We start from the raw sequence: 24366 nt of genomic DNA, 5'->3' as shown, positions 1-24366 counted from the left end.
CGGCTGCGCGCGGCGGGCCGGGCGGCGCAGGATGGGCAGGGCGCCCGTGTCCCTCCGGGCGCCCGTGCCACCGAACGAGAGCGAGGCCGCCCGCCATGAGCCAGACCCCGACCAGCACGACCGGCGCCGAGGCGGCCGCGGCGCCGCCGAGGTTCCGGCGGGTCACCACCGCCGAGGTGACCGGCAGCGGCGCCGACGTGCCGTTCCACGTCGACGTGCTGGCCGGCACCCACCCGCTGACCGCCGACGAGCCGGTGCGCCGCGGCGGTTCGGACACCGGGCCGGAGCCGTTCGCGCTGCTGCTCTCCGCACTCGGCTCCTGCACCGCGATCACCCTGCGGATGTACGCGGCGCGCAAGGAGTGGCCGTTGGAGGCCGTCCGGGTCAGGCTCGACTACGAGACGGACGGGCAGCACGGACGGGTCTCGCGCCTCGTCTCGCTCACCGGCGCCCTGGACGACGACCAGCGCGCCCGGCTGCTCGACGTCTGCGAACGCACGCCCGTCACCCTGGCCCTGCGCGCCGGGGTGACCATCGACACGACGGAGGACCGCACGTGACGACCACCCCCGAGGAGTACGACGTCATCGTGGTGGGCGCCGGCCCGACCGGCGAGAACGTCGCCGACCGGACCGCCGCCGCCGGGCTCCGCACGGTGATCGTGGAGGCCGAACTGGTCGGCGGTGAATGCTCCTACTGGGCCTGCATGCCGAGCAAGGCGCTGCTGCGCCCGGTGGCCGCGCTGGCCGGCGCCCGCGCGGTGGCCGGTTCGCGGGAGGCCGTCGGCGACCGGGCGCTGGACGCGGCCGCCGTCCTGGCCCGGCGCGACTCGTTCACCTCGCACTGGCAGGACGACGGCCAGGTCCAGTGGCTCCGTGACACCGGCATCGAGCTGGTCCGCGGGCACGGCCGGCTGGCCGGCGAACGGGCGGTCACGGTCGAGGCGGAGGACGGCACCGAGCGGCTGCTCACCGCCCGGCACGCCGTCGCGGTCTGCACCGGCAGCCGGCCGGTGCTGCCGGAGGGCGTCCCCGGCCTGGCCGAGGCCCGGCCGTGGACCAACCGGGAGGCGACCGGCTCGGCCACCGTGCCCGGGCGGCTGGCGGTGGTCGGCGGCGGCGTGGTCGGCGTGGAGCTGGCCACCGCGTGGCGCGCGCTCGGTTCGGAGGTCGTCCTGCTGGTGCGCGGCGACGCGCTGCTGCCCCGGATGGAGCCGTTCGCGGGCGAGCTGGTCGCGGAGGGCCTGCGGGCCGCCGGGGTGGACCTGCGCTTCGGCGCGGCGGTGGCCTCGCTGGAGCGCGTCGACGGCGCCGGGGTGACGCTGGTGCTGGACGGCGGCGAGCGGCTGACCGCCGACGAGGTGCTCTACGCCACCGGCCGGGCCCCGCGCACGGCGGACGTCGGCCTGGAGCAGGTCGGCCTGAAGCCGGGCACCTGGATGGAGGTGGACGACAGCTGCACCGTGCTCGGCGTCGACGGCGACTGGCTGTACGCGGCCGGGGACGTGAACCACCGGGCGCTGCTCACCCACCAGGGCAAGTACCAGGCCCGGATCGCGGGTGCGGCGATCGTCGCGCGCGCCGAGGGGCGGGCACTGGACACCGCGCGCTGGGGCGCGCACGCTGCGTCGGCCGACAGCGCTGGAGCGCCGCAGGTCGTCTTCACCGAGCCGGAGGTGGCAGCCGTCGGTCTGACGCTGGAGGCGGCCGAGCGGGCCGGGCTTCGGGTCAGGTCGATCGACCACGACCTCGGTGCCGTCGCCGGCGCCTCGCTGTACGGCGACGACTACCGGGGGCGGGCCCGGGTGGTCTTCGACCAGGACCGTCAGGTACTGGTGGGTGCCTCCTTCGTCGGCCCCGGGGTGGCCGAGCTGCTGCACTCGGCCACCGTCGCGGTGGTCGGCGAGGTGCCGATCGACCGGCTCTGGCACGCCGTGCCCGCGTACCCCACGATCAGCGAGGTGTGGCTGCGCCTGCTGGAGGGCTGCCGGGGCTGAGCTCCGGTGCGGCGGCCGGCGCCACCCGGGCGGCGCCGGCCGCCGCACCGCTCCCGGCACCTCGCCGCGTCGGCGTGGCAAGGTGTGGCCCCGGGCGGGTGGCGGGACACTGGCCCGTGGAGGGGTGTCCGGTGGGGGCCGTTGCGCCGAACAGGTGGTGGCCGGTATGACCGAGGTGTTGTTGGCCGTCGGGACGGAGAAGGGCCTCTTTCTCGGCCGCAGCCGATCCCGGGCGGGCTGGGAGTTCAGCGGGCCGCACTTCCCGATGAACGCGATCTACGCCGTCTCGATCGATCGCCGGGGCGGCCGGACCAGGCTGCTGGTCGGTGCGGACAGCAGCCACTGGGGCCCGTCGGTCTGGCGCTCCGACGACCTCGGCGCGAGCTGGTTAGAACCGGCGAAGCCGGCCGTCCGCTTCCCCGAGCACACCGGAGCGTCGCTCACCCGGGTCTGGCAGCTCCAGCCGGCCGGTGAGGAGGCGCCCGGCGTGGTCTACGCGGGCACCGAACCGGCGGCGCTGTTCCGCTCCGAGGACGGCGGCGAGACCTTCGCCCTGGTCGAGCCGCTCTGGAACCATCCGCAGCGGTCCGAATGGGGCGCCGGGTACGGCGGCCAGGGGCTGCACACGATCCTCACCGATCCGCGCGACCCCGGACGCCTGCTCGTCGCCGTCTCCAGCGGCGGCGTCTACCGGAGCAAGGACGGCGGCGCGAGCTGGGGGCCCTCCAACACCGGGCTGCGCGCGGAGTTCTTCCCGGAGGAGAGCCAGTACCCCGAGTTCGGCCAGTGCGTGCACAAGATCGCACCGGACGCCGTCCGGCGGGACCGCCTCTACCTGCAGAACCACGGCGGCGTGTACCGCAGTGACGACGCGGGCGCGAGCTGGCGCTCCGTCACCGACGGCCTGCCCGCCGACTTCGGCTTCGCCGTCGCCGCCCACCCGCGCCGGGCCGACACCGCCTACCTCTTCCCGCTCGGCGGCGCCGGCGACCGGATCCCCCCGGGCCGCCGCTGCCGGGTCTACCGCACCGAGGACGGCGGGGACAGCTGGCAGCCGCTCGCCAACGGCCTGCCGGGCGAGGACCACTACGGCGTCGTCCTGCGCGACGCCCTGCGCACCGACGACGCCGAACCGGCCGGGATCTACTTCGGCAACCGCACCGGCGAGGTCTACGGCAGCCCCGACGAGGGCGAGAGCTGGTCGCTGCTGCTCTCCCACCTGCCGGACGTGCTCTGTGTCAGGGCGGCGACGGTGTCGTGACCGGACCGGGCAGGCAGACCCCGGCCACTTGATCCACGAACGGCCGCCCGACGAGCATGGCGGAGGCAGGACGGCTCTCGGAGATCGGATGGACCGCGTGACAGAGATGGAACCCGACTGGGAGTTCGGGCGCGACGCCGACGGCCTTCCGGTCGTCCGCTACCAGCGCGGCGAGCGGGAGGGCCGGCCCTGGGCCGGTCTGCTGGAGGTCATGGGCCCGGGGACGCCCGGCGGCGAGGCCGTGAGCGCCGTCGACCCGGTGGAGTTCGTGCTGACGGACATGTCGGGCTGGGTCGTCTCCAGCCGGGTGGGCTTCGGCGAGCGGTTGCGGCGCCGCGGGGCCCGCCCGCTCCGGCTCGGGCACACCATGCTGCGCGACCTCGCCGGTGATCCACCGCCGGCCGGATGGCCGGACTGGGCGCGGACCCCGCTGCGGGAGGGGTACCGCAGCGTGCCGTGCGACCGCACCGCCGAGGAGCTCGCCCCGGCGCTGGGCGCCGCGTTCGGCCCCGGCCACCCCGACCACCGCCCCGACCACGACGAGCGGACCTCGCGGGAGGAACTGCGCAGCCTGCTGGCCGGCGGGGTGGTCGGCCCCGTGCTGCCGTCCAGCGCCCTGGTCGTGGACGCGGACGACCGGGTCGTGGCCGGCGCCGTCGTGACCGACTACGAGGGCCTGCCCTGGATCGCCCATGTCTTCCGGCACCCGGAGCTCGGCTACCCGGGGCTCGGCCGCGACCTGATGCGCCGGGTGATGGCCGACCTCGCCGGCCGCGGGAACCCCGGGATGGGGCTGGCCGTCACCGAGGGCAACGGGGCCCGCCGGCTGTACGAGTCGCTCGGATTCCGGCTCACCAGGAGCACGCTGACGGTCATCGTCCCCTGAGCCGCCCGGTGCTCGCCCGGCCGCTACGGACGGGCGAGCTCCAGCACGGCGATCCCGGCCAGGACGGTGGCGCTCGCGGTCATCCGCAGCCGCCCGAGCCGTTCGCGGAAGACCACGGTCGCGATCAGCGCGGCGATCACGATGCTCGTCTCGCGCAGCGCGGCGACGGCCGCCAGACTGCCCCGGGACTGCGCCCAGACCACCAGCCCGTAGGCGGTCAGGGAGAGCACCCCGCCGACGATCCCCACCGGCACCACCGGGCCGGCCCCGACGAGCAGGCCGCGGCCCCGGCGGATCCGGGCGATCAGCGCCAGGCACGGCCCCTGGAGCAGGAAGAGCCAGGCCACGTAGCCGCCGACGGTGCCCGCGTGCCGGACCCCGCTGCCGTCCAGCACGGTGTACGAGGCGATCATCACGCCGGTACCGGCGGCGGCGGTGAGAGCGGGCAGCTGCGCCCGCCCGGGTATCCCCCGGGCGAAGGCCAGCCCGATCAGGCCGCAGGAGATCACCAGCACGCCCAGCAGCTCGCCGCCGCCCAGGGCCTGGCCGAGCACCGTCACGGACAGCACCGCCACCAGCAGCGGCGCCGAACCCCGGGCGATCGGGTACATCTGCCCGAAGTCGCCGAGCTGGTAGGCGCGCAGCAGCAGGAGCTGGGAGGAGACCTGCATCGCCACGGAGGCGAGCAGGTACGGCCAGGCCCCGGCGGCCGGCAGCGGGTTGAGCGCGACCAGGACCACCGCGCAGGCGGTGTAGGTGAGGTTGATCAGGGCGAAGCCGACCAGCTTGTCCCGGATCCGGTGGGCCAGCCCGTTCCAGACGGCGTGCAGGACCGCCGCGGTGAGGACGGCGACCGGCACGGCCGCCGCCGACCCACCGCTCGGCAGCGCGGACGCGATTGCGGGCATGGCGAAGCTCCCCTCCGACGGACTGGAATGGAATTCCACGCTACCCTAGATCCATGGAAGAGCGTTCCGAATTCTCGCCGCTGGAATCCCAGCTGGCCGCCCACATCCGCGCCCGCCTCGGCGAGCTGCGCGGCAGCGAGGCGCGCGTCGCCCAGGTCGTCCTCGACCGGGGGGCCGATCTGGTGCACCTGAGCGTGAGCGACGTCGCCGAACTGGCCGGCACCGCCTCCTCCTCCGTGGTGCGGGCGTGCCAGCGGCTCGGCTTCAAGGGCTACCAGGAGCTGAAGATCGCGGCCGTCCGCCAGACCCCGGCCCCCGCGCCGGACCCCTCGGAGGAGGCGGACCCGGCGGCCCGCGCGCTGACCGACACCGTCCGCGCCGCCCGTGAGGCACTCGACGGGATCGCCACCACGCTGTCCGCGCAGGCCCTGCGGGCGGCGGCCGAGCTGCTGAACGCGGCCGACCGGGTCGTCCTGGTCGGCACCGGCCTCTCCGGCGCGGTCGTCCTGGACGCGGCCTACCGCCTGCGCGCCCTGGGCATCCCGGTCGACGCCCCCGCCGACCCGCTCACCGCGCAGCTGGCCGCCGCCGGGCTCCCGGCCACCGGGGTCTGCCTGGCCGTCAGCCACACCGGCGCGTCTCCGACCGTGGTCGACACCGCCCGCCGGGCGCGCGACGCCGGCGCGAGCGTCGTCGCGCTCACCAGCTACGCCCGCTCGCCGCTGAGCGAGGCCGCCACCCAAACGCTGGTCGCCGGCGGGCAGGACCTCGTCTTCGGCCTGGAGACCACCGCCAGCCGGCTGGTCCACCTGGCGGTGGTCGACGCGCTGACGCTGACCCTGCTGGCCCTGCGGGGGGAGGCGGCGGAACGCGCGCTCAACCTCTCGGCGGACGTGACGGCCGATCACACCTACTAGCGCCGGACGGGCACCCGCGCCGGGGCGGGTGCCCGTTCAGGCGGGTGCACGTGCCGGGCGGGTCAGGCCTCCGAGGCCGGCCCGACCACCGCGCCGCCGCCCTCCGGCCGCGGGAGGCAGGCGGCGGCCGGACGCCCCGGGGAGGGCCGGCGCGTCCGGACTCCGGGCACCGGTCGGTCCGGCGTCTTCGGGCCTGGTCAGCGGTGATGTGTAGGCTCGCGGGCATGGCAAGGGTGACGCGGGACGACGTGGCGCGGGCGGCGGGAACGTCGACGGCGGTGGTCAGCTATGTGATCAACGACGGACCACGACCGGTGGCCGCGGCCACCCGCGCCCGTGTCCTGGCGGCGGTCGAAGAGCTGGGGTACCGGCCGAACCGGGTGGCCCAGGCGATGGCCCGCCGCCGGACCAACCTGATCGGCATGGTCGTGCCGGACGCCCGGCAGCCGTTCTTCGCCGGGCTCGCGCACATGGTCGAGCAGGCGGCGGCCGAGCGCGGCCGACTGCTGCTGATCGGCAACTCCGACTACGCCGACGAGCGGGAGGCGCACTACATCCGGGCCTTCCTCGGCATGCAGGTGGACGGGCTGATCCTGGTCACCCAGGACCCGTCCGTCCCCGGGGTGGCCGGGTTCGAGGCCACCGACGGCACCCCCGTCGTGCTGCTGCACCACCGGGCGGAGACCGAGACCGGCGCGGCCGTGGTCGCCGACGACGACGGCGGCGCCCGCGAGATGGTGCGCCACCTGCTGGCCCACGGGCACGCCGACGTCCACTGCTTCGGCGGGACGTTCGCGCTCAGCCCGAACGACCCGGTGACCTCGCGGACCGCCGGCTGGGCGGCCGCCCTGGCCGAGGCCGGGCTGCCCACCGACGGCCGGCTGACGCCCGCGCCCTTCGACCGCGTCCGGGCCCACGCCGAGGCCCTCGCCCTGCTGGCCCGGCCCGACCGGCCGTCCGCCGTGTTCTGCGCGACCGACGACCAGGCGATCGGACTGCTGCGCGCCGCCGACGACCTCGGCATCCGGGTGCCGGAAGACCTCGCGGTGGCCGCCTTCGACGACATCGCCGAGGCCGTCATCGCCGGGCCGCCGCTCACCACCGTCGCCACCGCACAGGGCGAGATGGCCCGGGCCGCCGTGGACCTGGTGCTGACCGCCAAGGCGAACGAGCAGCCCGTCCCGGCGGGCGCGCACACCTTCCCCGCCCGTCTGGTGATCCGCCGCTCCTGCGGCTGCCCGGGGGCGGCGGCCGCCTGAGCCGGCGAGCCGCCCCCGGAGCCGTCGTTCAGCTCCCCGCGGCCTCCGCGCCGGCGAGGAGGCCGGCGCCGGCGCCCAGGAAGTCGACCAGCAGCGCGTTGACCTCGTCGGGCCGCTCCAGGGCGGGCAGGTGGCCGGCCCAGGACAGGTCGAGGCGGCGGGCACCGGCGATGCGCTCGGCGAGGTGGTCGGCGATCCGGCCGAAGTCGGCGAAGTCGTGCGCGCCGGTGACCAGCAGCGTGGGCGCCGTGACGGCGGCCGGGTCGGTCTCGACCCGGATCTGCGGGAAGTCCTCCTCGGCGGCCAGTTGGACGTCGAAGGCGTGCCGCTGCATCCGGCGCACCTGCTCCCTGACGGCCTCGCCCGCCTCGGGGCCCAGCCAGGTCCGCACGTTGAGCTCGGTCGCTCCGGCGATGTCCCCCGCCTCGATCAGCGCGTCCTCGCGCTCGCCGAAGGCGCGGAGTTCGGCGCTCGGCTCCTGCCCGGCGAGCGCGGTGCAGAGCAGCGCGAGCGCCGTCACCCGGTCCGGCCATCGGGCCGCCAGCGCCAGCGCGACCCGGCCCCCGCCGGACGCCCCGACCAGTGCCGCACGCTCGATCCCGAGCCGGTCCAGGAGGTCGACGACGTCCCGGGCGTTGTCGTACGGCCGGTCCGGGACGGGCGTCCCGCCGAAGCCCCGCAGGTCGCAGCGGACCACCCGGAAGCCCGCTCCGACCAGGGCGGGAACCTGCCCGTCCCACATCCGCCGGTCGCAGACCGTGGAGTGCAGCAGGACCACCGCCGGGCCGCTCCCGGCCGCCTCATGAGAAATGATCATTGCGCCACCCTACGGATCGACCGGGCCCGGCACACCCGATTTCGCCCCCCGCACCGGCGCGCTCCGTCGGCGGCGTGCCCTACGGTGACCCCGTCCGCCCGCCCTGACCCCGGAGGTCCCCCGTGGCCCGGCTCCTCGTCCGCCCCGGCATCGATCCCGACGAGCCCGACGTGCCCGTCGTCGCCCTCCTCGTCGCCCCCGACGGCCCGCCGGCCGAGCGCGCCGTCGCCCGGCTCGGTACCCACAGCTACGAGGGCGACGGCGTGCTCCACCTGGTGCGGACCGACGGTTGGGCCGAGCGCGCCCTGGCCGGTGACCGCCTGGTGGTCGAGGTCGCCGTGTACCCGGCGCCGCTCGACCGGGCCGGCGTGGACCTCGCGGCCTTCACCGGCCGCTCGTCCGTCGACCCGGAGGCCGTGCCGGTGCTCCGGGCCGGGGCCGCGGTGGAGCCGGAGCTGTACGCGCGGGCGGCGCCCGCGACGGTGGTGTTCACGGCGGGCCCGGACGAGACGCTCGACGACCTGCTCGCCGGCGGGGAGGCCTGGCCGATGGTGCTCGCGCCCCCGCCCGAGCACTGAGCGCCGGACACCGGGACGCGGGGCCGTGGGCCGCCCGCCGTCGAAGGCCGCATCGACGCGCAACTCTCCGGTTGCACTTGGCCGATCCACGTGCAACTCTGGGGTTGCACACAGTTGGCAGCGACGAAGGAGTTCCCCATGAGTGAGGACCGGATCGAGCGCGAGACCCTGATCGCGGCATCCCCGGAGCTGGTCTGGACCCTGGTGGCCCAGCCCGGGTTCTGGGTGGCCGAGGAGGCGAGCCTGGCCGGCACGGTGGCCCGCGAGGGCGAGTCGATGGTGGCGAAGAACCCCGAGTACGGGGTCTTCCCGGTGCGGGTCGAGAAGGTCGAGCCGCCGACCTACCTGGCCTACCGCTGGGCCAGCGCCTTCCCCGGCGAGGACCTGCGCGAGGACAACAGCACCCTCGTGGAGTTCACGCTGACCCCGGAGGGCGCGGGGACGCGGCTGTGCGTGGTCGAGAGCGGGTTCGCCGCCCTGGCCGGCTCCGAGGAACTGCGCGGCAAGGCGGTCGAGGACAACTCCGGCGGATGGCCCCAGGTGCTCGATGCGCTCCGCAAGCGCGCCGAACAGCCGCCCGCGTGAACGACGGTGACCGCGGCGGCCCGGCCCGCGCGAGCGACGGGGGCCGCAGCGGCGCCGAGCCGGTCGACGGTGTGCTCGCCGCCCTCGCCGACCCGACGCGGCGTCAGCTGCTGGACCTGCTGGCCGAACGGGGCGAGGCCACCGCGACCACGCTCGCCGAGCGGCTGCCCGTCTCGCGGCAGGCGGTGGTCAAGCACCTGGCCGTCCTGGACGGTGCCGGACTGGTCACCGCCGCCCGGGCCGGCCGCGAGGTGCGGTACGCGGTCCGGCCCGCGGCGCTCGACGCGACGGCCCGGTGGATGGCGGCGCTCGCGACCGACTGGGACCGACGGCTGGCCGCCATCAAGCGCCTCGCCGAAGCGGCCGAGGCCGCCGAGCAGGAGGCCCGGCACGCACCGCGGCCGCCGGACGCGCGGTAGGGCCCGCGGCCGGGGCCCCGGGGCACGGCCCGGAGCTCCGGCCACTACCGGAGTTCGTCGGCCAGCAGGTCCATCAGCAGGTTGTCGTGCCAGCTGCCGTCGGAGCCGCGTTCGTACTGGCGCATGATGCCCACCGGGCGGAAGCCGACCTTCTCGTAGCAGCGGATCGCCGCCGCGTTGTCCGCCGCCGGGTCGATGATCAGGCGGTGGTAGTGGTGGTCGGCGACGAGGTGGCGGGCCAGCGTGCGGACGGCGTCGGTGCCCAGGCCGCGACCGTGGCGGGCCGGGTCGAGGTAGATGTCCATGCCCGCGTGGCGGTACTCGTCGTCGTTCTCGGCGTACCACTGGATGGCGCCGGCCACCTGACCCTCGACCAGGATCGCCAGGGTCTCGGTGCCCGGCTCCTTGAGGTCGGTGGCGACGGCGTCGGCGAGATCGTCGCCACCGCGCCAGCGGGCGAAGACCTCGGGCGTGCCGCGGATGGCCACGAGGGCCGGGATGTCCGCCTCCGCGGCGGGGCGGAGAGTGACCTGGGCGCCGTGCAGAATCGTCCCCATATAGGGCATGTTTGCATGGAAAAGGGTGTTCGGCGAGCCTTTTTCGACGTTGCATTCACCCCCTCCCACCAGGGATGATTCGCCGCCGTGACCCATTTCCTGCTCATTCTCGTGGCCGTTCTCGTCTACTTCGCCGTGAAGAGGTCCCGCGCCACCAAGTCCGTGGAGTGGGCCAGGCACCGGTTCGATCCGGCCGCCTTCGGCCTCGTCCCCCGCGAACGGCTCGACCCGCGCCGGTCCGGGCCGCCGATGCCTGAGGAGCGGCGCCAACGGTCCCAGGCGATAGCCGACGCGGCCTGGGGCGGGGACTGGCGGCCCGCCGCCGCCCACGTCGAGGCGGCCGGCCAGGACTGGGAGGAGCGCTGGTCGCGGCTGGAGCTGCTGGCGAGCATCGCCAACGAGGACGACGCCTGGCTGACGGCCTGGCGCGCCGCGGACCCGAACAGCTGCGACGCGGCCACCCTGGAGGCCAAGCAGATGGTGCACCGCGCCTGGGCGATCCGTGGTTCCAAGTACGCGCACGAGGTGCCCGCCGAGGACATGGCGAAGTTCCGCGAGCTGCTGCCCGCCGCGATCGAGGCGGCCCGCCGCGCCGCGCTGCTGGCACCGCGGGACCCGGCTCCGTGGGTGGTCATGGTGACGACGGCGCGCGGCGCGCAGTACACCCCGGAGCAGTTCGAGCCGCTCTGGGCCGGACTGGCCGAGCGGGCCCCGCACCACTACGAGGCGCACTGGCAGGGCATGCAGTACTGGTGCGCCAAGTGGTTCGGCTCGGACAAGCAGATGCTGGCGTTCGCGGAGCGGGCGATGGACCACGCTCCGGCCGGGAGCCCGCTGCCGGGGATCTACCTGCACGCGCTGTCCGAGCTGGAGAAGCGCAAGACCCTCGGGTCCACGCTGGCCGGGGAGAAGGCCAAGGAGCGGCTGAAGGCGGTCGCGACGGCGCTGGCGGCCGTCCCGGCGGACGACGAGCGGCTGCCGATGCTGCGCCACCTGCTCGCCTACTACTGCGGCAAGGCCGAGTTGCCCGCGGAGGCGCTGGAGCAGTTCCGGCTGATCGGCCGCTGGTGCGGCGCCGAGGTCTGGGCCGACCAGGGCGATCCGGTGACGGCCTTCGACCTCGCGCGCGGGTTGGCCGTGAAGCTCTCGGAGGCGCCCCCGCTGCCGCCCGAGCTGCGGCCCACCAAGGACACGGATCATCACTACAACGGGTAATCATTTCAGTTCGGAGCGTGCTGACCGGCCGTCATTTGGGTGTACCGTGACCGCCAGAAGCGGATCGCCCCCGAAGAATGGGGCGAGCCCGGCAACGTGTTAGCGCACGCGGCCGGGCTCTTCATACGCCGAGTGGTAAGGCCTCCACTGACGATGCTCCTGCATGCTATCGCGCCGTCGCGCGACTTCACCCAGATTGCCAACTCCTTGGTGTGGGACGACGAGTTGTCGGACTCCGCCTTTCGACTCCTTGTACGAGCCCTGGCACTGGGCCCGGCGAAGGCCCGCGCCACCACGGTGACGGCCCTCGCCGCCGGACTCTCCGGCGGGCGCGTCACCACCGATCGCGCCCGCCGCCAACTCGCCCGCGCCGGACTGCTGCACACCACCCGGCGGCGCGGCGCCGCCGGGCAGGTGCGGACCGAATCCCTGCTCTCCAGCGTGCCGTTGGGCGCGGCGGAGGCGGAACGGCTGTTCGACGGGCAGTTCGAGCGGGCGGCGCGGTCCGGCCACGGCGTCCCGCCGGATGCCGGGAAACGTAGCCGCGGGTCGTCGTCCGTCCGGTCCTCCGGCACCGCCCTCCCGGGGGTGACACCCAGGGTGAACACCTCCCCCCCTCCCCCGCCGGCCCTCGAACCCGCTGTCACCTGGGGTGAGTTCACCGAGCACGGGTTCGGCGAGGGCGGGTCCACCGATGCCGAGCGGGCGCTGCTGGAGCTGCGGCGGATCGACCCCCGGCTGACCCTGGGGGCCCGCGAGGTACGGCGGTTGGCGCCCCTGGCCGCCGAGTGGCTGGCCAGGGGCGTGAGTTCGGCCGCCCTGCGCGCCGCGCTGACCAGCGGACTGCCGGACCAGGTCAAGTCTCCTGCCGCCCTGGTGCGTTGGCGCCTGGAGGGCAAGATGCCCGCCCCGCTGGAGCCGAGCACCGTGACGACACCCGTCTGCTGCGACTCCTGTGACCGTGCCTTCCGCCCGGTGAACGGCGAACACCGCTGCGGGGACTGCCGCACCCGCGCCGCCGCCCGCACCGCCTCCTCCACCGCCCGCACCGCGAAGTCCGCTCCCAGCACCTCGCGGCGGGTCGACTGGCGCACCCTGGTCGCCCAGATCGGCGCGGCGACGGGGTAGTGGCGGCAGGTGGAGTGGCGGCAGCTGCGGTGGCGAAGGGTAGTGGCGACGACGGCGGGCCGCTACCGCCGGAGGCCCTCCAGCAGCTCCGCGGCCACCGCCGCGCCGTCGGTGCGGAACGCGTCGGCCACGGCCGCCGCGATCTCGGCCCAGGAGACGACCGCCCGGCGCTCTGCGGTGGCCGCTCCCGGAATCTCCGGAAAGAATTCCGTCGCGGCTGTCGAAACGGCCGCTCCCCGTTCGACGCAGGGGTGAGAGGCGGGGAGAAGCCCCGCCCTCCCGACCGAGGAGTCACCATGCCGCGCTTCATGTCACTGATCCGTATCGACGAGCAGGACGCCCCGGACATGCAGTCGGCGGGTCCGGAGTTCGAGCAGCGGATGGGGGCGCTGTTCGAGGAGATCACCAAGGCCGGGGTGATGCTGGACACCGCCGGGCTGCTGCCGACCGCCGAGGGCACCCGGGTCACCTGGGAGGGCGGGAAGCTGAGCTTCACCGACGGGCCGTTCACCGAGACCAAGGAGGTCGTCGGCGGCTACGCCATCATGCAGTGCAAGGACAAGGCCGAGGCCCTGGAGTGGACCAAGCGGTTCCTGGAGATCCACCCGGAGAGCTGGAAGGTCGGCGCCGAGCTGCGCCAGATCGACGGGAACACCACCCCGCCGGAGGCCTGATCCCCGACCCGCCCGGCCCGCGCCCGGCCGCCGCGCCGCGTTTGCCCCGGTGCCGTCCGGCTGCTCTGATGGGTGGCCGTGACGGAGAGCAGCGCGACCGCGGCGGTCGAGGCCGTGTTCAGGATCGAGTCCCCGCGGATCATCGCCGGTGTCGCCCGCATCGTGCGGGACGTCGGCATCGCCGAGGAGATCGCCCAGGACGCGCTGGTCGCGGCGCTGGAGCAGTGGCCCGGGCAGGGCGTCCCGGACCGGCCGGGCGCGTGGCTGATGACCACCGCCAAGCACCGCGCGATCGACCTGGTCCGCCGCAGGGAGACGTACGCGCGCAAGCTCGCGGAGGTCGGCCGGACGCTGGAGGACGTGGCACCGCCGGAGCCGGCCGAGCCGGACGACATCGACGACGACCTGCTCCGGCTGATCTTCACCGCCTGCCACCCCGTGCTGTCGGCCCAGGCCCGGATCGCGCTCACCCTGCGGCTGCTGGGCGGCCTCACCACCCAGGAGATCGCCCGGGCGTTCCTCAGCACCGAACCGGCCGTCGCCCAGCGGATCGTCCGGGCCAAACGGACGCTCGCCACCGCGCGGGTGCCGTTCGAGGTCCCCCGCGGCGAGGACCGGGCGGCCCGGCTCTCGTCCGTCCTGGAGGTCGTCTACCTGATCTTCAACGAGGGTTACGCGGCCACGGCCGGCGACGACCTGCTCCGGCCGGGGCTCTGCGAGGACGCGCTGCGGCTGGCCCGGGTGCTCGCCGGGCTGGCCCCGCAGGAGCCCGAAGTCCACGGCCTGGCCGCCCTGCTGGAGTTCCAGGCGTCCCGGACGGCGGCCCGCACCGGGCCCGACGGGCAGCCGGTGCTGCTGGCCGACCAGAACCGCGCCCGCTGGGACCGGCTGCTGATCCGGCGCGGCTTCGCGGCCCTGCGGCTGGCCGGCACCGGGCCGTACGCGGTCCAGGCCGCGATCGCCGCCTGTCACGCGCGGGCCGCCCGCTACGAGGACACCGACTGGGCGATGATCGCCACGCTCTACGGGCGGCTCGCGGCGCTGACGCCGTCCCCGGTGGTCGAGCTGAACCGCGCGGTGGCGGTCTCGATGGCCCGGGGCCCGGCGGCCGGACTGGAGCTGGTGGACGCGCTGGCCGCGGAGCCGGCCCTGCGGGCGTACCACCTGCTGCCGAGCGTGCGCGGCGACCTGCTGGCGCGGCTCGGGCGGGCCGAGGAGGCCCGGGCGGAGTTCGAGCGGGCGGCGTCGCTGGCCCGCAACGCGCGGGAGCGCGCCCTGCTGCTGGAGCGGGCCGCGGCCGCCGTCGCCCCCGCTACGCCCCGTCGTCCAGGCGCAGCCGGGCACTGACCTCCCCGAGGCCCTCGGCCAGCACGGCGAGCTGCTCGCGGCTGAGCACGTCGATCAGCAGCTCGCGGACCAGGGCGACGTGGCCGGGCGCCGCCCGGCGCAGCATGTCCCGCCCCTCGTCGGTGAGTTCGGCGAAGACGCCGCGCACGTCGCTGGGGCACGAACGGCGCCCCACCAGGCCCATCCGCTCCAGCTGGGTGACCTGGTAGGTCAGTCCGCTCTTGGAGGTGACGAGCTTCTCCGCCAGTTCGGTCATCCGCAGCGAGCCGGCCGGGGCGGCGGAGAGGTGCACCAGGATCTCGTACTGGGTGTGCGAGAGGCCGGAGTCCTCCTTGAGCTGGCGTTCCAGCCGGCGGTTCAGGAGGTTGCTCGCGGTGACGAAGCCCCGCCAGGCGGCCATCTCGTCGTGGTCCAGCCAGCGCGGTTCGTTCAGGGAGGCCATGGAGGAAAGCGTACTCCTGTTGTTCAAATTCGAACCAAGGTGTACGGTCGACGTGTCGAATTCAAAATTGAACTACTTTGGAAGCGAGAGAAGCCGTCATGAGCACCGCCGCCCCCGAGCGCATGCCCGCCCTCTACCTCTCGCACGGCGCACCGCCGCTCGCCGACGACCCGCTGTGGCCCGGCCAGCTGGCCGCCTGGTCCGCCGAGCTGCCCCGCCCCAAGGCCGTCCTGATGGTCTCCGCCCACTGGGAGGAGGCCCCGCTGGCCCTCGGGGCCGTCACCACCGTGCCGCTGGTCTACGACTTCTGGGGCTTCCCCGAGCACTACTACCGGGTGCGGTACGCCGCGCCCGGCGCCCCCGCGCTCGCCGAGCGGGTCCGCAAACTGCTGCGCGCCCCCGGCACGCCCGTCCAGGACATCCCGGACCGCGGGCTGGACCACGGCGCCTACGTCCCGCTGGTGGAGATGTTCCCCGAGGCGGACGTCCCCGTCCTCCAGGTCTCCATGCCCACCCTGGACCCGCAGCGGCTGCTGGAGATCGGCCGCCGGCTCGCCCCGCTGCGCGACGAGGGCGTGCTGATCGTCGGCAGCGGCTTCTTCACCCACAACCTGCGGGCGCTCAGCTCCGACGGCCGGATCAGCTCGGTGATGGCCGAGTTCGACGACTGGGGCCGCCGCGCCCTGGCCGCCGAGGACCTGGACGCGCTGCTCGACTTCGAGCGGAAGGCCCCGGCCGGGCGGCTCGCCCACCCGCGCACCGAGCACTTCGCCCCGCTGTTCGTCACCCTCGGCGCCGGCGAGGCCGACCTGGGCAGCCAGCGCAGCGTGATCGACGGGTTCTGGATGGGCCTGGCCAAGCGCTCGATCCAGCTCGGCTGACCGGCACAGCGACCGGCACAGCGACCGGCCCGGACCGCCCGACGCTCGATCCAGCTCGGCTGACCGGCACAGCGACCGGCCCGGACCGCCCGACGCTCGATCCAGCCCGGCCGGCCGGCGGCCCGACCGCCCGGACGGCGGGCCGTCGCGCGCGCCCACGGGACGGGCCCGGCGCACCGGGGGGGGAAGTGAGAGGCTGCCGCCATGAACGGTGACGACGTCCGGGCCGCGCTCGGCGAACTGCGGGACACCCTCGGTCCGCACACCGGTGACGGCCCGGCCTGGGCCGCGCCGGCCGGGCCGGCCGGGCCGCTGGAGTGGAGCTGCCGGGAGACGGCCGTCCACCTCGCGCACGACCTGCTCGCCTACGCCGGGCAGCTCGCCGCCCGGCCCGCCACCGGATACCTGCCGCTCGACCTCACCGTGCGGGCCGACGCCCCGCCCGAGGACGTCCTGGCGGTGGTGACGGCCTGCGGGCACCTGCTGGCCACCGCCCTGGACGCCGCGCCGCCCGACCTGCGGGCCTGGCACTACGGACCCTGCGACCCAGCCGGGTTCGCCGCGATGGGCGTGGCCGAACTGCTGCTGCACACCCATGACATCGCCCTCGGACTCGGCCTGCCCTGGCGGCCCCCGGCCGGGCTCGGCGCGGCGGTCCTGGCCCGCCTGTTCCCCGACGCCCCGCCCGGCGGGCCCACCGCCGTCCTGCTCTGGTGCACCGGGCGCGGCGAGCTGGACGGCCGCCCGCGCAGGGCCTCGTGGAGCTGGCGGGCGACCGTGGCCGGGGAGTGACCCCGGGAGCCGGGAGCCAGGAGTCGGGAGCCGGGGGCCGGGGAGCCGGCGACCGGTCAGGCGGTGGCGGCCCGCTCGGCGGCGCTGCGCTCGACGCAGAACTCGTTGCCCTCGATGTCCGCCATGGTCACCCAGCCGGTGCCGTCCGGGCGCCGCTGGTCGTCGTGGACGGTGGCGCCCAGCTCCAGCAGGCGCTCCACCTCCTCGTCCCGGGAGCGGTCCTGGGGCTGGAGGTCCAGGTGGACGCGGTTCTTCACGGTCTTGCCGTCGGGCACCCGGATGAACAGCAGCACCGCGCCCGGCGTCTCCAGGAGGGCCTCCGGGTCCCCCGGGAAGTCGTCGTCGGCCAGCTTGCCGTCCAGCACCTTCGCCCAGAACTCGCCGAGGCGGTAGGGGTCGGCGCAGTCGATCGTCACATGTCGTACCAGAGAAGCCATGGGGAGCACTCTGGACCGCCGCCCCGGCCCGCGTCCACCCGATTCGCCGCGAACCCGTCAACGGGGGGCCGGGCCGAGCGGCTGTGCGGGCCGGGCCTAGCGGCTGTGCGGGTCAGGCCGAGCGGCTGTGCAGGTGGCCGTCCAGGGGGAACTCCGGCGGGCTGGCCCGCAGAACGCTCCCGAACCGGTAGCCGGCCTTCTCGGCCACCCGGCAGGAGGCCGCGTTGTCCACCTGGTGGAGCAGGTCGAGCCGGACCAGCCCGTCCGCCGCGAAGGCCGCGAACGCCCACCGGGTGAGCCCCTCCAGGGCGCGCGGGGCCACGCCGCGGCCGCGGGCGGCGGCGGCCGTCCAGTAGCCCACCTCGGCCGCCGGCGCACCGGGCGCACCGCGCTTGAGCACCACGTTGGCGACCAGCTCGGCCGGCCGCTCCCCGGCGGGGCCGCCGAGGGGCGCCAGGACGGCGAAGCTGTACCGCTCGCCGGCCGCCCGGCCGCGCTCCTGCGCCTCCAGCCAGCGGGCCGCCTCGTCCAGGTCCGCCACGGGGGTACGGGTGAAGTGCCGCAGCGTCTCGTCCCGGTAGATCTCGACCAGGGCAGCCGCGTCCTCGTCCCGGAACGGGCGCAGCAGCAGGCCCTCGGCGACGGGCGATTCGGTGGCGACCGTCATCGCAGGCCCTCCCAGCCCCAGCGCGGGGTCGGCCCCGGCTCCCCGAGGTCCTCGCCGACGGGCGCCGCCGAGACGTCCCTGGCGATCTTCGTGCCCCAGTCGAAGTACTCCAGCACCCGGCGGCGCAGCAGCTCGTCCCCGGGCAGCTCCTGCCGCACGGCGGCGCCCATCAGCTCCATCCAGCGCCCGCGCTGCTCCTCGGTGATGGCGAGTCCGAGGTGCGTGCGGAGCAGCGCCTGGTGGCCGCCGAGGTCGGCGGTGAACCGGGCCGGGCCGCCGAAGACCTCGGCCAGCCAGACGGCGACGTGTTCGATGTGGGTGGTGGTGAAGTTCGCGAAGACGGGCTTCAGCACCGGGTCGGCCAGGACGCCCTCGTAGAAGGTGTTGCTGAGACGGCGGAGCGCCTCCATGCCCCCCAGCGCGTCGTACAGGCTCTCGGGCCGTTCGTCGCTCATGCGTGTTCTCCCCGTTCGGATCCGACGGCACCTTTCCGACGGCGCCTTCCGATGGCACCTTCCTAGCAGCCAGCCCGGCCCGCGACTGCCCCCGGGCGGCGCCTGTTCGCGCCCGGCACAGCAAGCGGAGGCGGATGTTCCGGCCCGCCGCCCCCGCCGGTCCTCCGCCCGCCGCCGGTCCTCCGCCCACCGCCGCCGACCGGAGCCGGGCACCCGCTTGACCTTGCCACTGGCGGCAGGGTCGGAGGGTGGACCGCATGAACGAGCACACGCAGCACCGACCGGCCACCCGCATCGTGCTGGTCACCGGCGCCGGGACGGGGATCGGCCGGGCCACCGCACACGCCTTCGCGGCCCAGGACCCGGAGGTCGAGGTGGTGGCGGTCGGACGGCGGGCCGAGCCACTGGCGGAGACCGCGCGCTACGCCCCCGGCCGGATCCACCCGCTGACCGCGGACATCACCGGCGCCGACGCCCCCGAGGCACTCGTAGGCGAGGTGCTCGACCGGTACGGGCGGCTGGACGTGCTGGTGAACAACGCCGGGATCGTCCGCGGCGGCGCCCTCGGCGGGATCACCCGGGACGCGGTCGCGGACCAGCTCGCGACCAACCTGACCGCCGCCGTCCTGCTCGGCCAGGCCGCCCTGGCGCCGCTGGAGGCGAGCGGGGGCGTGATCGTCAACGTCACGACGTCCGTCGGCCAGCGCGGCTGGCCGGGCAACGCGGTGTACGCGGCGAGCAAGGCCGCACTGGAGTCGGTGACCCGCAGCTGGGCGGTGGAGCTGGCGCCGCGCGGCGTACGGGTGGTCGCGGTGGCGCCCGGGGCGATCGAGACCCCGATCGGCGAGCACTCCGGGCTCGACGCCGGACAGCGGGAGGCCGTCCGGCGGTGGCAGATCGCCCACACCCCGCTCGGGCGGATCGGCCGGCCCGCCGAGGTGGCCTGGGCGATCACGCAACTCGCCTCCCCACAGGCCTCGTTCGTCACCGGAGTAGTGTTGCCGGTGGACGGCGGTGCCGTCGTGGGGTGAACCGGGCGGTGGTCCGGAGTGAGCCGGGCGGTGCCGTCCGGGAAGGGGCGGGGCAGCGGTGCGGATCGGCGAACTGGCCCGGGTGACCGGTAGCACGGCCCGGGCCCTGCGGCACTACGAGCAGGCCGGGCTGATCGCGTCCTCCCGCGCGGCCAACGGCTACCGGGTGTACGAGGACTCGGCGGCCGTCCGGGTCCGCAACATCCGCGGCCTGCTCGCGGCCGGGTTCACCCTGGAGGACGTCCGGCCTTTCCTGTCCTGCCTGGACGGCGACATGCTGGCCGCGCGACCCTCGGCCGGCGCGCTGCGGATCGCCCGGAACCGGCTCGCCGTCCTGGAGCGCCGGATCGCCGCCCAGACCGAGGCCCGGGACCGGCTGCTCGCCGCGCTGACGGCGGCCGGCGACGAGGCGGCGCCGGTGGCCGGCGGCGGGGCGCCGGTGGTGGCGGGCGACCGCTGACGGTGACGGGCGGCGGGCGCTGACACTCGCGGCCCGTCCGGGTGACACCCTTGATCAGGGGTGTGCAGCGGGCGGGCGGCGGAGGAAAGTGGGCGCATGCAGATTCCACTCACCGTGATGGACTTCCTCGACCGGGCCGAGCTGGTCTACGGCGACCGGGTCGGCATCGTCGACGAGCCGGCGCAACCCGCCGAATCCTGGGGCGAGCTGACCTACCGCCGCGTCGCCGAGCTGGCCCGGGCGCAGGCGGCCGGCCTGGACCGGCTGGGCGTCGGGCCGGGCGAACGGGTCGCGATCGTGTCGCACAACTCGGCCCGGCTGATGACCTCGCTCTACGGCGTGAGCGGACACGGCCGGGTCCTGGTACCGGTGAACTTCCGGCTGCGGGCCGAGGAGGTCTCGTACATCGTCGAGCAGAGCGGCGCCTCCGTGCTGCTGGTCGACCCCGAACTCGCCGAGCCGCTGGCCGGCGTCCGCGCCCGGCACACCTTCGTGCTCGGCACGGACAGCGACGCCCGGCTGTACGACTTCGACCGCGCGCCGCGCCGCTACGAGATCGGCGAGAACGACACCGCGACCGTCAACTACACCAGCGGAACCACCGCCCGCCCCAAGGGCGTCCAGCTCACCCACCGCAACATCTGGCTGAACTCCGTGCTGATGGGCCTGCACTTCGGTGCCGGTGACCGGGATGTCTACCTGCACACCCTGCCGATGTTCCACGCCAACGGCTGGGGCCTGCCGTTCGCCCTCACCGGGCTGGGCGCGCGGCACATCGTGCTGCGCAAGGTGGACGGCGCCGAGATCCTGCGCCGGGTCGAGCGGCACGGGGTGACCTTCCTGAGCGGCGCGCCCGCGGTGGTCCAGATGGTGCTGGACGCGGCCGCCGACTGGGACGGCCCCGTCCCCGGCCGGGACAAGGTGCGGATGATCGTGGCCGGCGCGCCGCCGCCGACCTCCGTGGTGCAGCGGGTCGAGGCCGAACTCGGCTGGGAGTTCATGCAGATCTACGGCCTGACCGAGACCTCGCCGGTGGTCACGGTGAACCGCTCGCGCGCCGAGTGGGACGAACTGCCCGCCGGTGAGCGCGCGGAGAAGCTGGTGCAGGCGGGCGCGCCGGCCCTCGGCAACCAGGTGCGGGTCGACGGCCAGGGGGAGGTGCTCGTCCGCGCCAACGTCGTGATGGACGGCTACTGGCAGCAGCCGAAGGAGACGGCGGAGGCGGTCCGGGACGGCTGGTTCCACACCGGGGACGGCGGCACCCTCACCGACGGCTACCTGACCATCTCGGACCGGAAGAAGGACGTCATCATCAGCGGCGGGGAGAACGTCTCCTCGATCGAGGTGGAGGACTGCCTCTACGACCACCCGGCGGTCGGCGAGGTCGCGGTGATCGGCGTGCCGGACGAGAAGTGGGGCGAGACGGTCAAGGCACTGGTCGTGCTCAAGCCCGGGTACGACGTCCTGGAGGCCGACCTCATCGCGCACTGCAAGCAGCGGCTGGCCGGCTACAAGTCGCCCACGTCGGTGGAGTTCCGGGACACCCTGCCGCGCACCACCACCGGGAAGCTGCAGAAGTTCCGGCTCCGCGAGCCCTACTGGGTCGAGCGCGACCGGCAGGTCAACTGACCGGTCCGGTCCGGGTGCCGGGCTCCCGGCCCGGCACCCGGCGCCCCCTTCCGGTGCGCGGGTGGGCGTCCCGACCGGCGGGTTCCGTGGAGTTGCGGGTGGCGGCCGCGGGCACGGCGTAGGGTGCGGGCTCGGGTTACCGGTGAGTCACTACCGAGGAGACGAGGACGCCCATGACGACGGACGGTACGGCCCCGGCGGCCGCAGCCGTGCTGACCGGCCTGCTCGACGACCTGCGGGCCGAGAGCGAGGCCCTGGACGACCTCGTGGCCCCGCTGGCGCCCGAGCAGTGGGCGACGGACACCCCCGCGCCGGGGTGGACGATCGCGCACCAGATCGCCCACCTGGCCTGGACGGACGACTGGACCACGCTCTCCGCCCGCGATCCGGAGGCCTTCGTCGCCGAGTCCGGCCGGGTCTTCGGCGAGCTGCTGGCCGCCGGGGCGGACCCGGTGGACGAGGGCGCGGCGCGCGGCGCGGCGGAGGAGCCGCACGCGCTGCTGACGCGCTGGCGGGCCGGCCGGGAACGGCTCCGGTCGGCGCTGGCCGAGGCGCCGGACGGCCTCCGGCTCCCGTGGTTCGGGCCGCCGATGAAGGCCCCGTCGATGGCGACCGCCCGGCTGATGGAGACCTGGGCGCACGGGCAGGACGTCGCGGACACCCTGGGCGCGGTCCGCGAGCCGACCGCGCGGCTGCGGCACATCGCCCACCTGGGCGTACGGACCATGGGATTCGCCTTCACCCTGCACGGGCTGCCCACGCCGCAGACCCCGGTCCGGGTCGAACTGACGGCGCCGGACGGCGACTTGTGGGCTTGGGGCCCGGAGGACGCGGCGGACCGGGTGAGCGGGCCGGCCCTGGACTTCTGCCTGCTGGTGACCCAGCGCCGCCACCGGGACGACCTCGCCCTGAGCGCCACCGGCCCGACGGCCGCGGCCTGGCTGCCGATCGCCCAGGCCTTCGCCGGGAACCCGGGCAAGGGACGCCCGGCGGGCGGGTGAGACGGGCGGGTGCGACGGGCCCGCCGAACCGGCGTCGTCGTACCCGGCCCCTACCCTGGGCCGCATGACCATTCAGCGCATGGACAACGTCGGCATCGTCGTCGACGACCTCGACGCCGCCGTCGCCTTCTTCCTCGAACTCGGCATGGAGCTGGAAGGCCGGATGCCGATCGAAGGACGCTGGGCGGGCGCGGTTGTCGGGCTCGACGGCATGCGGAGCGAGATCGCGATGATGCGGATCCCGGGCGCCCCGGGCCGGCTCGAACTGGCGAAGTACCACAGCCCGGAGGCGATCACCCCCGAGCCGGAGATCACCCCGGCGAACACACGGGGCCTGCACCGCGTCATGTTCGCCGTCGACGACCTCGCGGACACCCTCGCCCGCCTCCGCCCGCACGGCGCCGAACTCGTCGGCGAAGTGACGCGCTTCGAGGACAGCTACCTGCTCTGCTACCTCCGCGGGCCGAGCGGCATCATCCTCGCGCTGGCCGAGCAGCTGAGCTGACGACCGGGCCCCCGCCCACCGGGGCACCGGGTGATCGATCGTCAAATAACAACGGTGGGCGGCCAAACCACTCCTTCCGGCGATATACGGAGTTCGTCAACGAATGGTGGAATTCCCCCATGATTCGCGCTGACGCCCTGCGTACCGTTCTGGCCGGAGCCGCCTTCGCCGGTCTGCTCGCGATCGGTGGGCCGGTCGGCTCCGCCCAGGCGGCCTTCGCCCGGCCCACCGACGTGCCCGGCTCCTCCCGGGCGGAGGCCCGGGCCGGGACGGCCGCCGCCCACCGGGTGGTCACCTTCGTGGAGGAGTACAGCAGGGCGGTGCTCCACCAGAGCGGCGAGACGCCGCGCGCCGTCCGTGAGCGCTTCCTCACTCCGCACCTGAACGTCCGGCTGGACGCCTGGGCCTCCGAGCACGGGGCCGACCCGGTGTTCCGCGCCCAGAACGTGCCGTCGGAGTGGTCCGTGCAAGAGGTCGGGGAGGAGCACGGCTTCGCCTCGATCCGCTTCACCGAGTACTGGGGCGGCGGCAGCGGCCAGGAGGTCTGGTACACCGTGCGCCTGGGCGATCTGCGGATCGTCGAGCTGAACGACGCCCCCGCCTTCTGAGCCCGCCGCTCCCCCTCCAGCCCCGGCGCGGCGCAGGCGCCCCCACGACTGCGCCGCGCCGGTACCCGGGCGACCGGTGCCCCGACCACCGGCGCCCCGACGCGCCGAGCCGGGCTCGGCTACCGGGCGGGCGGGGCTCCCGGGCGGTCGTTCCCCGGCCGGGCGGCCGCGGTGGCCTCGGCCCAGGCGGAGATGCCCAGCCGGCCGGTGGTGCCGAGATCGAGGTAGGCCGGGACGACGACCGGGGGGCGGCCGGGCAGCGGGGCGATCTCCAGGAAGCGCCCGTTGTCGGCCCCCTTCGTCCCCGAGGTGACGGTGTTGCGCCAGACCAGTTGGAACGCCGCGTACTCGCCGGGCCGGAGCGTCACCGCCGTCGGCACCGCGTCGAAGCCCTCCAGGGTCGCGATGCCGGCCGAACCCTTCTGCACGGCGATGTCGAGCGGCGCACGGTCGGCGTCGAGGACGCGGACCCCCGGTCGGCCGTTCAGCGTGTAGGGGGCGGCTCCGCAGTTGGTCAGGCGGATCGCCATCACCCGCAGGCCCATGGCGGCGTTCGCCTCCTCCGCGGCCAGCGAGACGCCCTCCGGGGAACAGGTCGGCGCCGGCACCGGCGTCGGCGTGGGGAGGGCCGCCGAGCTGGGAGTGTTCGGGGCGGTGGCCTTCGCGGAGGTCCTGCCGCCGGTCGCGCCCACGGGCCCCGGGGCTCCCCCGCCCGCGCCCGACACCTGCGTGCTGCCGCACCCCGCCAGCAGGGCCGCCCCCACGAGCAGCAGCGCCGCCCGGGCCGGCGGCGCGATTCGACGGTTTCCGTTCGGCGGCGTCGGGTTCATGCGGACGATCATGACACGAACCGTCGTCCGGACGGCCCTGGAAAGGCGCTCCGCACGACGGCGGGCGGGAACGCCGGCAGG

29 protein-coding genes are annotated in these 24366 nt (G+C 75.2%); 21 read left to right on the top strand and 8 right to left on the bottom strand.

The window, feature by feature from the left end; all coding sequences use genetic code 11:
- The first annotated feature begins 95 nt into the window (after positions 1-95).
- The 4 genes from ACZ34W_RS26680 (at position 96) to ACZ34W_RS26665 (ending at position 4143) form a co-directional block, all read left to right on the top strand.
- Positions 96-560, top strand: a complete 465-nt coding sequence (locus tag ACZ34W_RS26680; protein ID WP_329487004.1) for an OsmC family protein — start codon at positions 96-98, stop codon at positions 558-560.
- A complete protein-coding gene (locus tag ACZ34W_RS26675) occupies positions 557-1996 on the top strand; it encodes a dihydrolipoyl dehydrogenase family protein (RefSeq protein ID WP_465607652.1) in 1440 nt (479 codons plus the stop codon). Before ACZ34W_RS26680 ends, ACZ34W_RS26675 begins: the two co-directional genes overlap by 4 nt.
- 166 nt (positions 1997-2162) lie before the next feature.
- The gene (locus tag ACZ34W_RS26670; protein ID WP_465607650.1) at positions 2163-3257 is read left to right on the top strand and encodes a WD40/YVTN/BNR-like repeat-containing protein; all 1095 of its coding nucleotides are present in this window, start codon (positions 2163-2165) and stop codon (positions 3255-3257) included.
- A 106-nt stretch (positions 3258-3363) separates the two neighbouring features.
- Complete coding sequence (locus ACZ34W_RS26665; protein WP_465607696.1) at positions 3364-4143, top strand: GNAT family N-acetyltransferase; 780 nt, start codon at positions 3364-3366, stop codon at positions 4141-4143.
- A gap of 23 nt (positions 4144-4166) precedes the next feature.
- Here the strand turns inward: ACZ34W_RS26665 and ACZ34W_RS26660 are convergent, their stop codons facing one another.
- Complete coding sequence (locus tag ACZ34W_RS26660) at positions 4167-5051, bottom strand: DMT family transporter (RefSeq protein ID WP_329487007.1); 885 nt, start codon at positions 5049-5051, stop codon at positions 4167-4169.
- A gap of 53 nt (positions 5052-5104) precedes the next feature.
- On the opposite strand from ACZ34W_RS26660, the gene ACZ34W_RS26655 reads away from it, so the two are divergent.
- Together ACZ34W_RS26655 and ACZ34W_RS26650 are read left to right on the top strand one after the other, a co-directional pair.
- The gene (locus tag ACZ34W_RS26655) at positions 5105-5968 is read left to right on the top strand and encodes a MurR/RpiR family transcriptional regulator (RefSeq protein ID WP_465607647.1); all 864 of its coding nucleotides are present in this window, start codon (positions 5105-5107) and stop codon (positions 5966-5968) included.
- Between the two features lie 224 nt (positions 5969-6192).
- On the top strand, positions 6193-7227 hold the full coding sequence (locus ACZ34W_RS26650) for a LacI family DNA-binding transcriptional regulator (RefSeq protein ID WP_352297176.1): 1035 nt from the start codon (positions 6193-6195) through the stop codon (positions 7225-7227).
- A 28-nt stretch (positions 7228-7255) separates the two neighbouring features.
- On the opposite strand, the gene ACZ34W_RS26645 is transcribed toward ACZ34W_RS26650, so the two are convergent.
- Positions 7256-8044 (bottom strand): alpha/beta fold hydrolase, encoded by a 789-nt coding sequence (locus ACZ34W_RS26645; RefSeq protein ID WP_465607645.1) that lies wholly within the window; start codon positions 8042-8044, stop codon positions 7256-7258.
- 122 nt (positions 8045-8166) lie between these two features.
- Between ACZ34W_RS26645 and ACZ34W_RS26640 the strand changes: the two genes are divergently transcribed.
- The 3 genes from ACZ34W_RS26640 (at position 8167) to ACZ34W_RS26630 (ending at position 9626) form a co-directional block, all read left to right on the top strand.
- A complete protein-coding gene (locus ACZ34W_RS26640; protein WP_465607643.1) occupies positions 8167-8622 on the top strand; it encodes a hypothetical protein in 456 nt (151 codons plus the stop codon).
- A 138-nt stretch (positions 8623-8760) separates the two neighbouring features.
- The gene (locus tag ACZ34W_RS26635) at positions 8761-9207 is read left to right on the top strand and encodes an SRPBCC domain-containing protein (RefSeq protein ID WP_465607641.1); all 447 of its coding nucleotides are present in this window, start codon (positions 8761-8763) and stop codon (positions 9205-9207) included.
- A 71-nt stretch (positions 9208-9278) separates the two neighbouring features.
- A complete protein-coding gene (locus ACZ34W_RS26630) occupies positions 9279-9626 on the top strand; it encodes an ArsR/SmtB family transcription factor (RefSeq protein WP_465607694.1) in 348 nt (115 codons plus the stop codon).
- A 44-nt stretch (positions 9627-9670) separates the two neighbouring features.
- Here ACZ34W_RS26630 and ACZ34W_RS26625 read toward each other — a convergent pair whose 3' ends face one another.
- Positions 9671-10183 carry a GNAT family N-acetyltransferase gene (locus ACZ34W_RS26625; RefSeq protein WP_465607639.1) on the bottom strand — a complete coding sequence of 171 codons (513 nt, stop codon included), beginning with the start codon at positions 10181-10183 and terminating at the stop codon, positions 9671-9673.
- Between the two features lie 87 nt (positions 10184-10270).
- Between ACZ34W_RS26625 and ACZ34W_RS26620 the strand changes: the two genes are divergently transcribed.
- The 4 genes from ACZ34W_RS26620 (at position 10271) to ACZ34W_RS26605 (ending at position 14547) form a co-directional block, all read left to right on the top strand.
- Positions 10271-11398, top strand: coding sequence for a hypothetical protein (locus tag ACZ34W_RS26620; protein ID WP_465607637.1), 1128 nt, complete (start codon positions 10271-10273; stop codon positions 11396-11398).
- A 153-nt stretch (positions 11399-11551) separates the two neighbouring features.
- Complete coding sequence (locus tag ACZ34W_RS26615) at positions 11552-12526, top strand: hypothetical protein (protein WP_465607635.1); 975 nt, start codon at positions 11552-11554, stop codon at positions 12524-12526.
- 296 nt (positions 12527-12822) lie between these two features.
- Positions 12823-13200, top strand: coding sequence for a YciI family protein (locus ACZ34W_RS26610; protein WP_329487023.1), 378 nt, complete (start codon positions 12823-12825; stop codon positions 13198-13200).
- Between the two features lie 72 nt (positions 13201-13272).
- A complete protein-coding gene (locus tag ACZ34W_RS26605) occupies positions 13273-14547 on the top strand; it encodes an RNA polymerase sigma factor (protein WP_465607633.1) in 1275 nt (424 codons plus the stop codon).
- On the opposite strand, the gene ACZ34W_RS26600 is transcribed toward ACZ34W_RS26605, so the two are convergent.
- The gene (locus ACZ34W_RS26600; RefSeq protein WP_352297187.1) at positions 14513-14980 is read right to left on the bottom strand and encodes a MarR family winged helix-turn-helix transcriptional regulator; all 468 of its coding nucleotides are present in this window, start codon (positions 14978-14980) and stop codon (positions 14513-14515) included. The two genes, ACZ34W_RS26605 and ACZ34W_RS26600, sit on opposite strands and share 35 nt — an antisense overlap.
- 107 nt (positions 14981-15087) lie before the next feature.
- On the opposite strand from ACZ34W_RS26600, the gene ACZ34W_RS26595 reads away from it, so the two are divergent.
- Both ACZ34W_RS26595 and ACZ34W_RS26590 read left to right on the top strand, forming a co-directional pair.
- Positions 15088-15870, top strand: coding sequence for a dioxygenase family protein (locus tag ACZ34W_RS26595; RefSeq protein WP_329487025.1), 783 nt, complete (start codon positions 15088-15090; stop codon positions 15868-15870).
- 204 nt (positions 15871-16074) lie between these two features.
- The gene (locus ACZ34W_RS26590; protein ID WP_465607631.1) at positions 16075-16662 is read left to right on the top strand and encodes a maleylpyruvate isomerase N-terminal domain-containing protein; all 588 of its coding nucleotides are present in this window, start codon (positions 16075-16077) and stop codon (positions 16660-16662) included.
- 56 nt (positions 16663-16718) lie between these two features.
- Here ACZ34W_RS26590 and ACZ34W_RS26585 read toward each other — a convergent pair whose 3' ends face one another.
- The 3 genes from ACZ34W_RS26585 to ACZ34W_RS26575 form a co-directional block, all read right to left on the bottom strand.
- Positions 16719-17099 (bottom strand): VOC family protein, encoded by a 381-nt coding sequence (locus ACZ34W_RS26585; RefSeq protein ID WP_329487027.1) that lies wholly within the window; start codon positions 17097-17099, stop codon positions 16719-16721.
- Positions 17100-17211: 112 nt separating this feature from the next.
- A complete protein-coding gene (locus tag ACZ34W_RS26580) occupies positions 17212-17766 on the bottom strand; it encodes a GNAT family N-acetyltransferase (RefSeq protein WP_465607628.1) in 555 nt (184 codons plus the stop codon).
- Positions 17763-18221, bottom strand: coding sequence for a group II truncated hemoglobin (locus tag ACZ34W_RS26575; protein ID WP_329487029.1), 459 nt, complete (start codon positions 18219-18221; stop codon positions 17763-17765). Before ACZ34W_RS26575 ends, ACZ34W_RS26580 begins: the two co-directional genes overlap by 4 nt.
- 257 nt (positions 18222-18478) lie before the next feature.
- Here ACZ34W_RS26575 and ACZ34W_RS26570 point away from each other — a divergent pair, with 257 nt between their 5' ends.
- The 6 genes from ACZ34W_RS26570 (at position 18479) to ACZ34W_RS26545 (ending at position 23455) form a co-directional block, all read left to right on the top strand.
- Positions 18479-19252, top strand: a complete 774-nt coding sequence (locus tag ACZ34W_RS26570) for an SDR family NAD(P)-dependent oxidoreductase (protein WP_465607626.1) — start codon at positions 18479-18481, stop codon at positions 19250-19252.
- Positions 19253-19310: 58 nt separating this feature from the next.
- Positions 19311-19712 carry a MerR family transcriptional regulator gene (locus ACZ34W_RS26565; protein WP_352297128.1) on the top strand — a complete coding sequence of 134 codons (402 nt, stop codon included), beginning with the start codon at positions 19311-19313 and terminating at the stop codon, positions 19710-19712.
- A gap of 96 nt (positions 19713-19808) precedes the next feature.
- The gene (locus ACZ34W_RS26560) at positions 19809-21341 is read left to right on the top strand and encodes an AMP-binding protein (protein ID WP_329487032.1); all 1533 of its coding nucleotides are present in this window, start codon (positions 19809-19811) and stop codon (positions 21339-21341) included.
- A 173-nt stretch (positions 21342-21514) separates the two neighbouring features.
- Positions 21515-22342 (top strand): TIGR03084 family metal-binding protein, encoded by an 828-nt coding sequence (locus ACZ34W_RS26555; RefSeq protein ID WP_465607623.1) that lies wholly within the window; start codon positions 21515-21517, stop codon positions 22340-22342.
- A 64-nt stretch (positions 22343-22406) separates the two neighbouring features.
- The gene (locus tag ACZ34W_RS26550; RefSeq protein WP_329487034.1) at positions 22407-22847 is read left to right on the top strand and encodes a VOC family protein; all 441 of its coding nucleotides are present in this window, start codon (positions 22407-22409) and stop codon (positions 22845-22847) included.
- A 119-nt stretch (positions 22848-22966) separates the two neighbouring features.
- A complete protein-coding gene (locus ACZ34W_RS26545) occupies positions 22967-23455 on the top strand; it encodes a hypothetical protein (RefSeq protein WP_465607621.1) in 489 nt (162 codons plus the stop codon).
- A 119-nt stretch (positions 23456-23574) separates the two neighbouring features.
- Here the strand turns inward: ACZ34W_RS26545 and ACZ34W_RS26540 are convergent, their stop codons facing one another.
- Positions 23575-24297, bottom strand: a complete 723-nt coding sequence (locus ACZ34W_RS26540; protein WP_465607619.1) for a DUF4232 domain-containing protein — start codon at positions 24295-24297, stop codon at positions 23575-23577.
- Between the last annotated feature and the right edge of the window lie 69 nt (positions 24298-24366).

The organism is Kitasatospora sp. NPDC022856 (assembly GCF_055561235.1).
The sequence above is the reverse complement of the archived record's forward strand: the minus strand, read 5'-3'. Positions and strand labels throughout refer to the sequence as shown.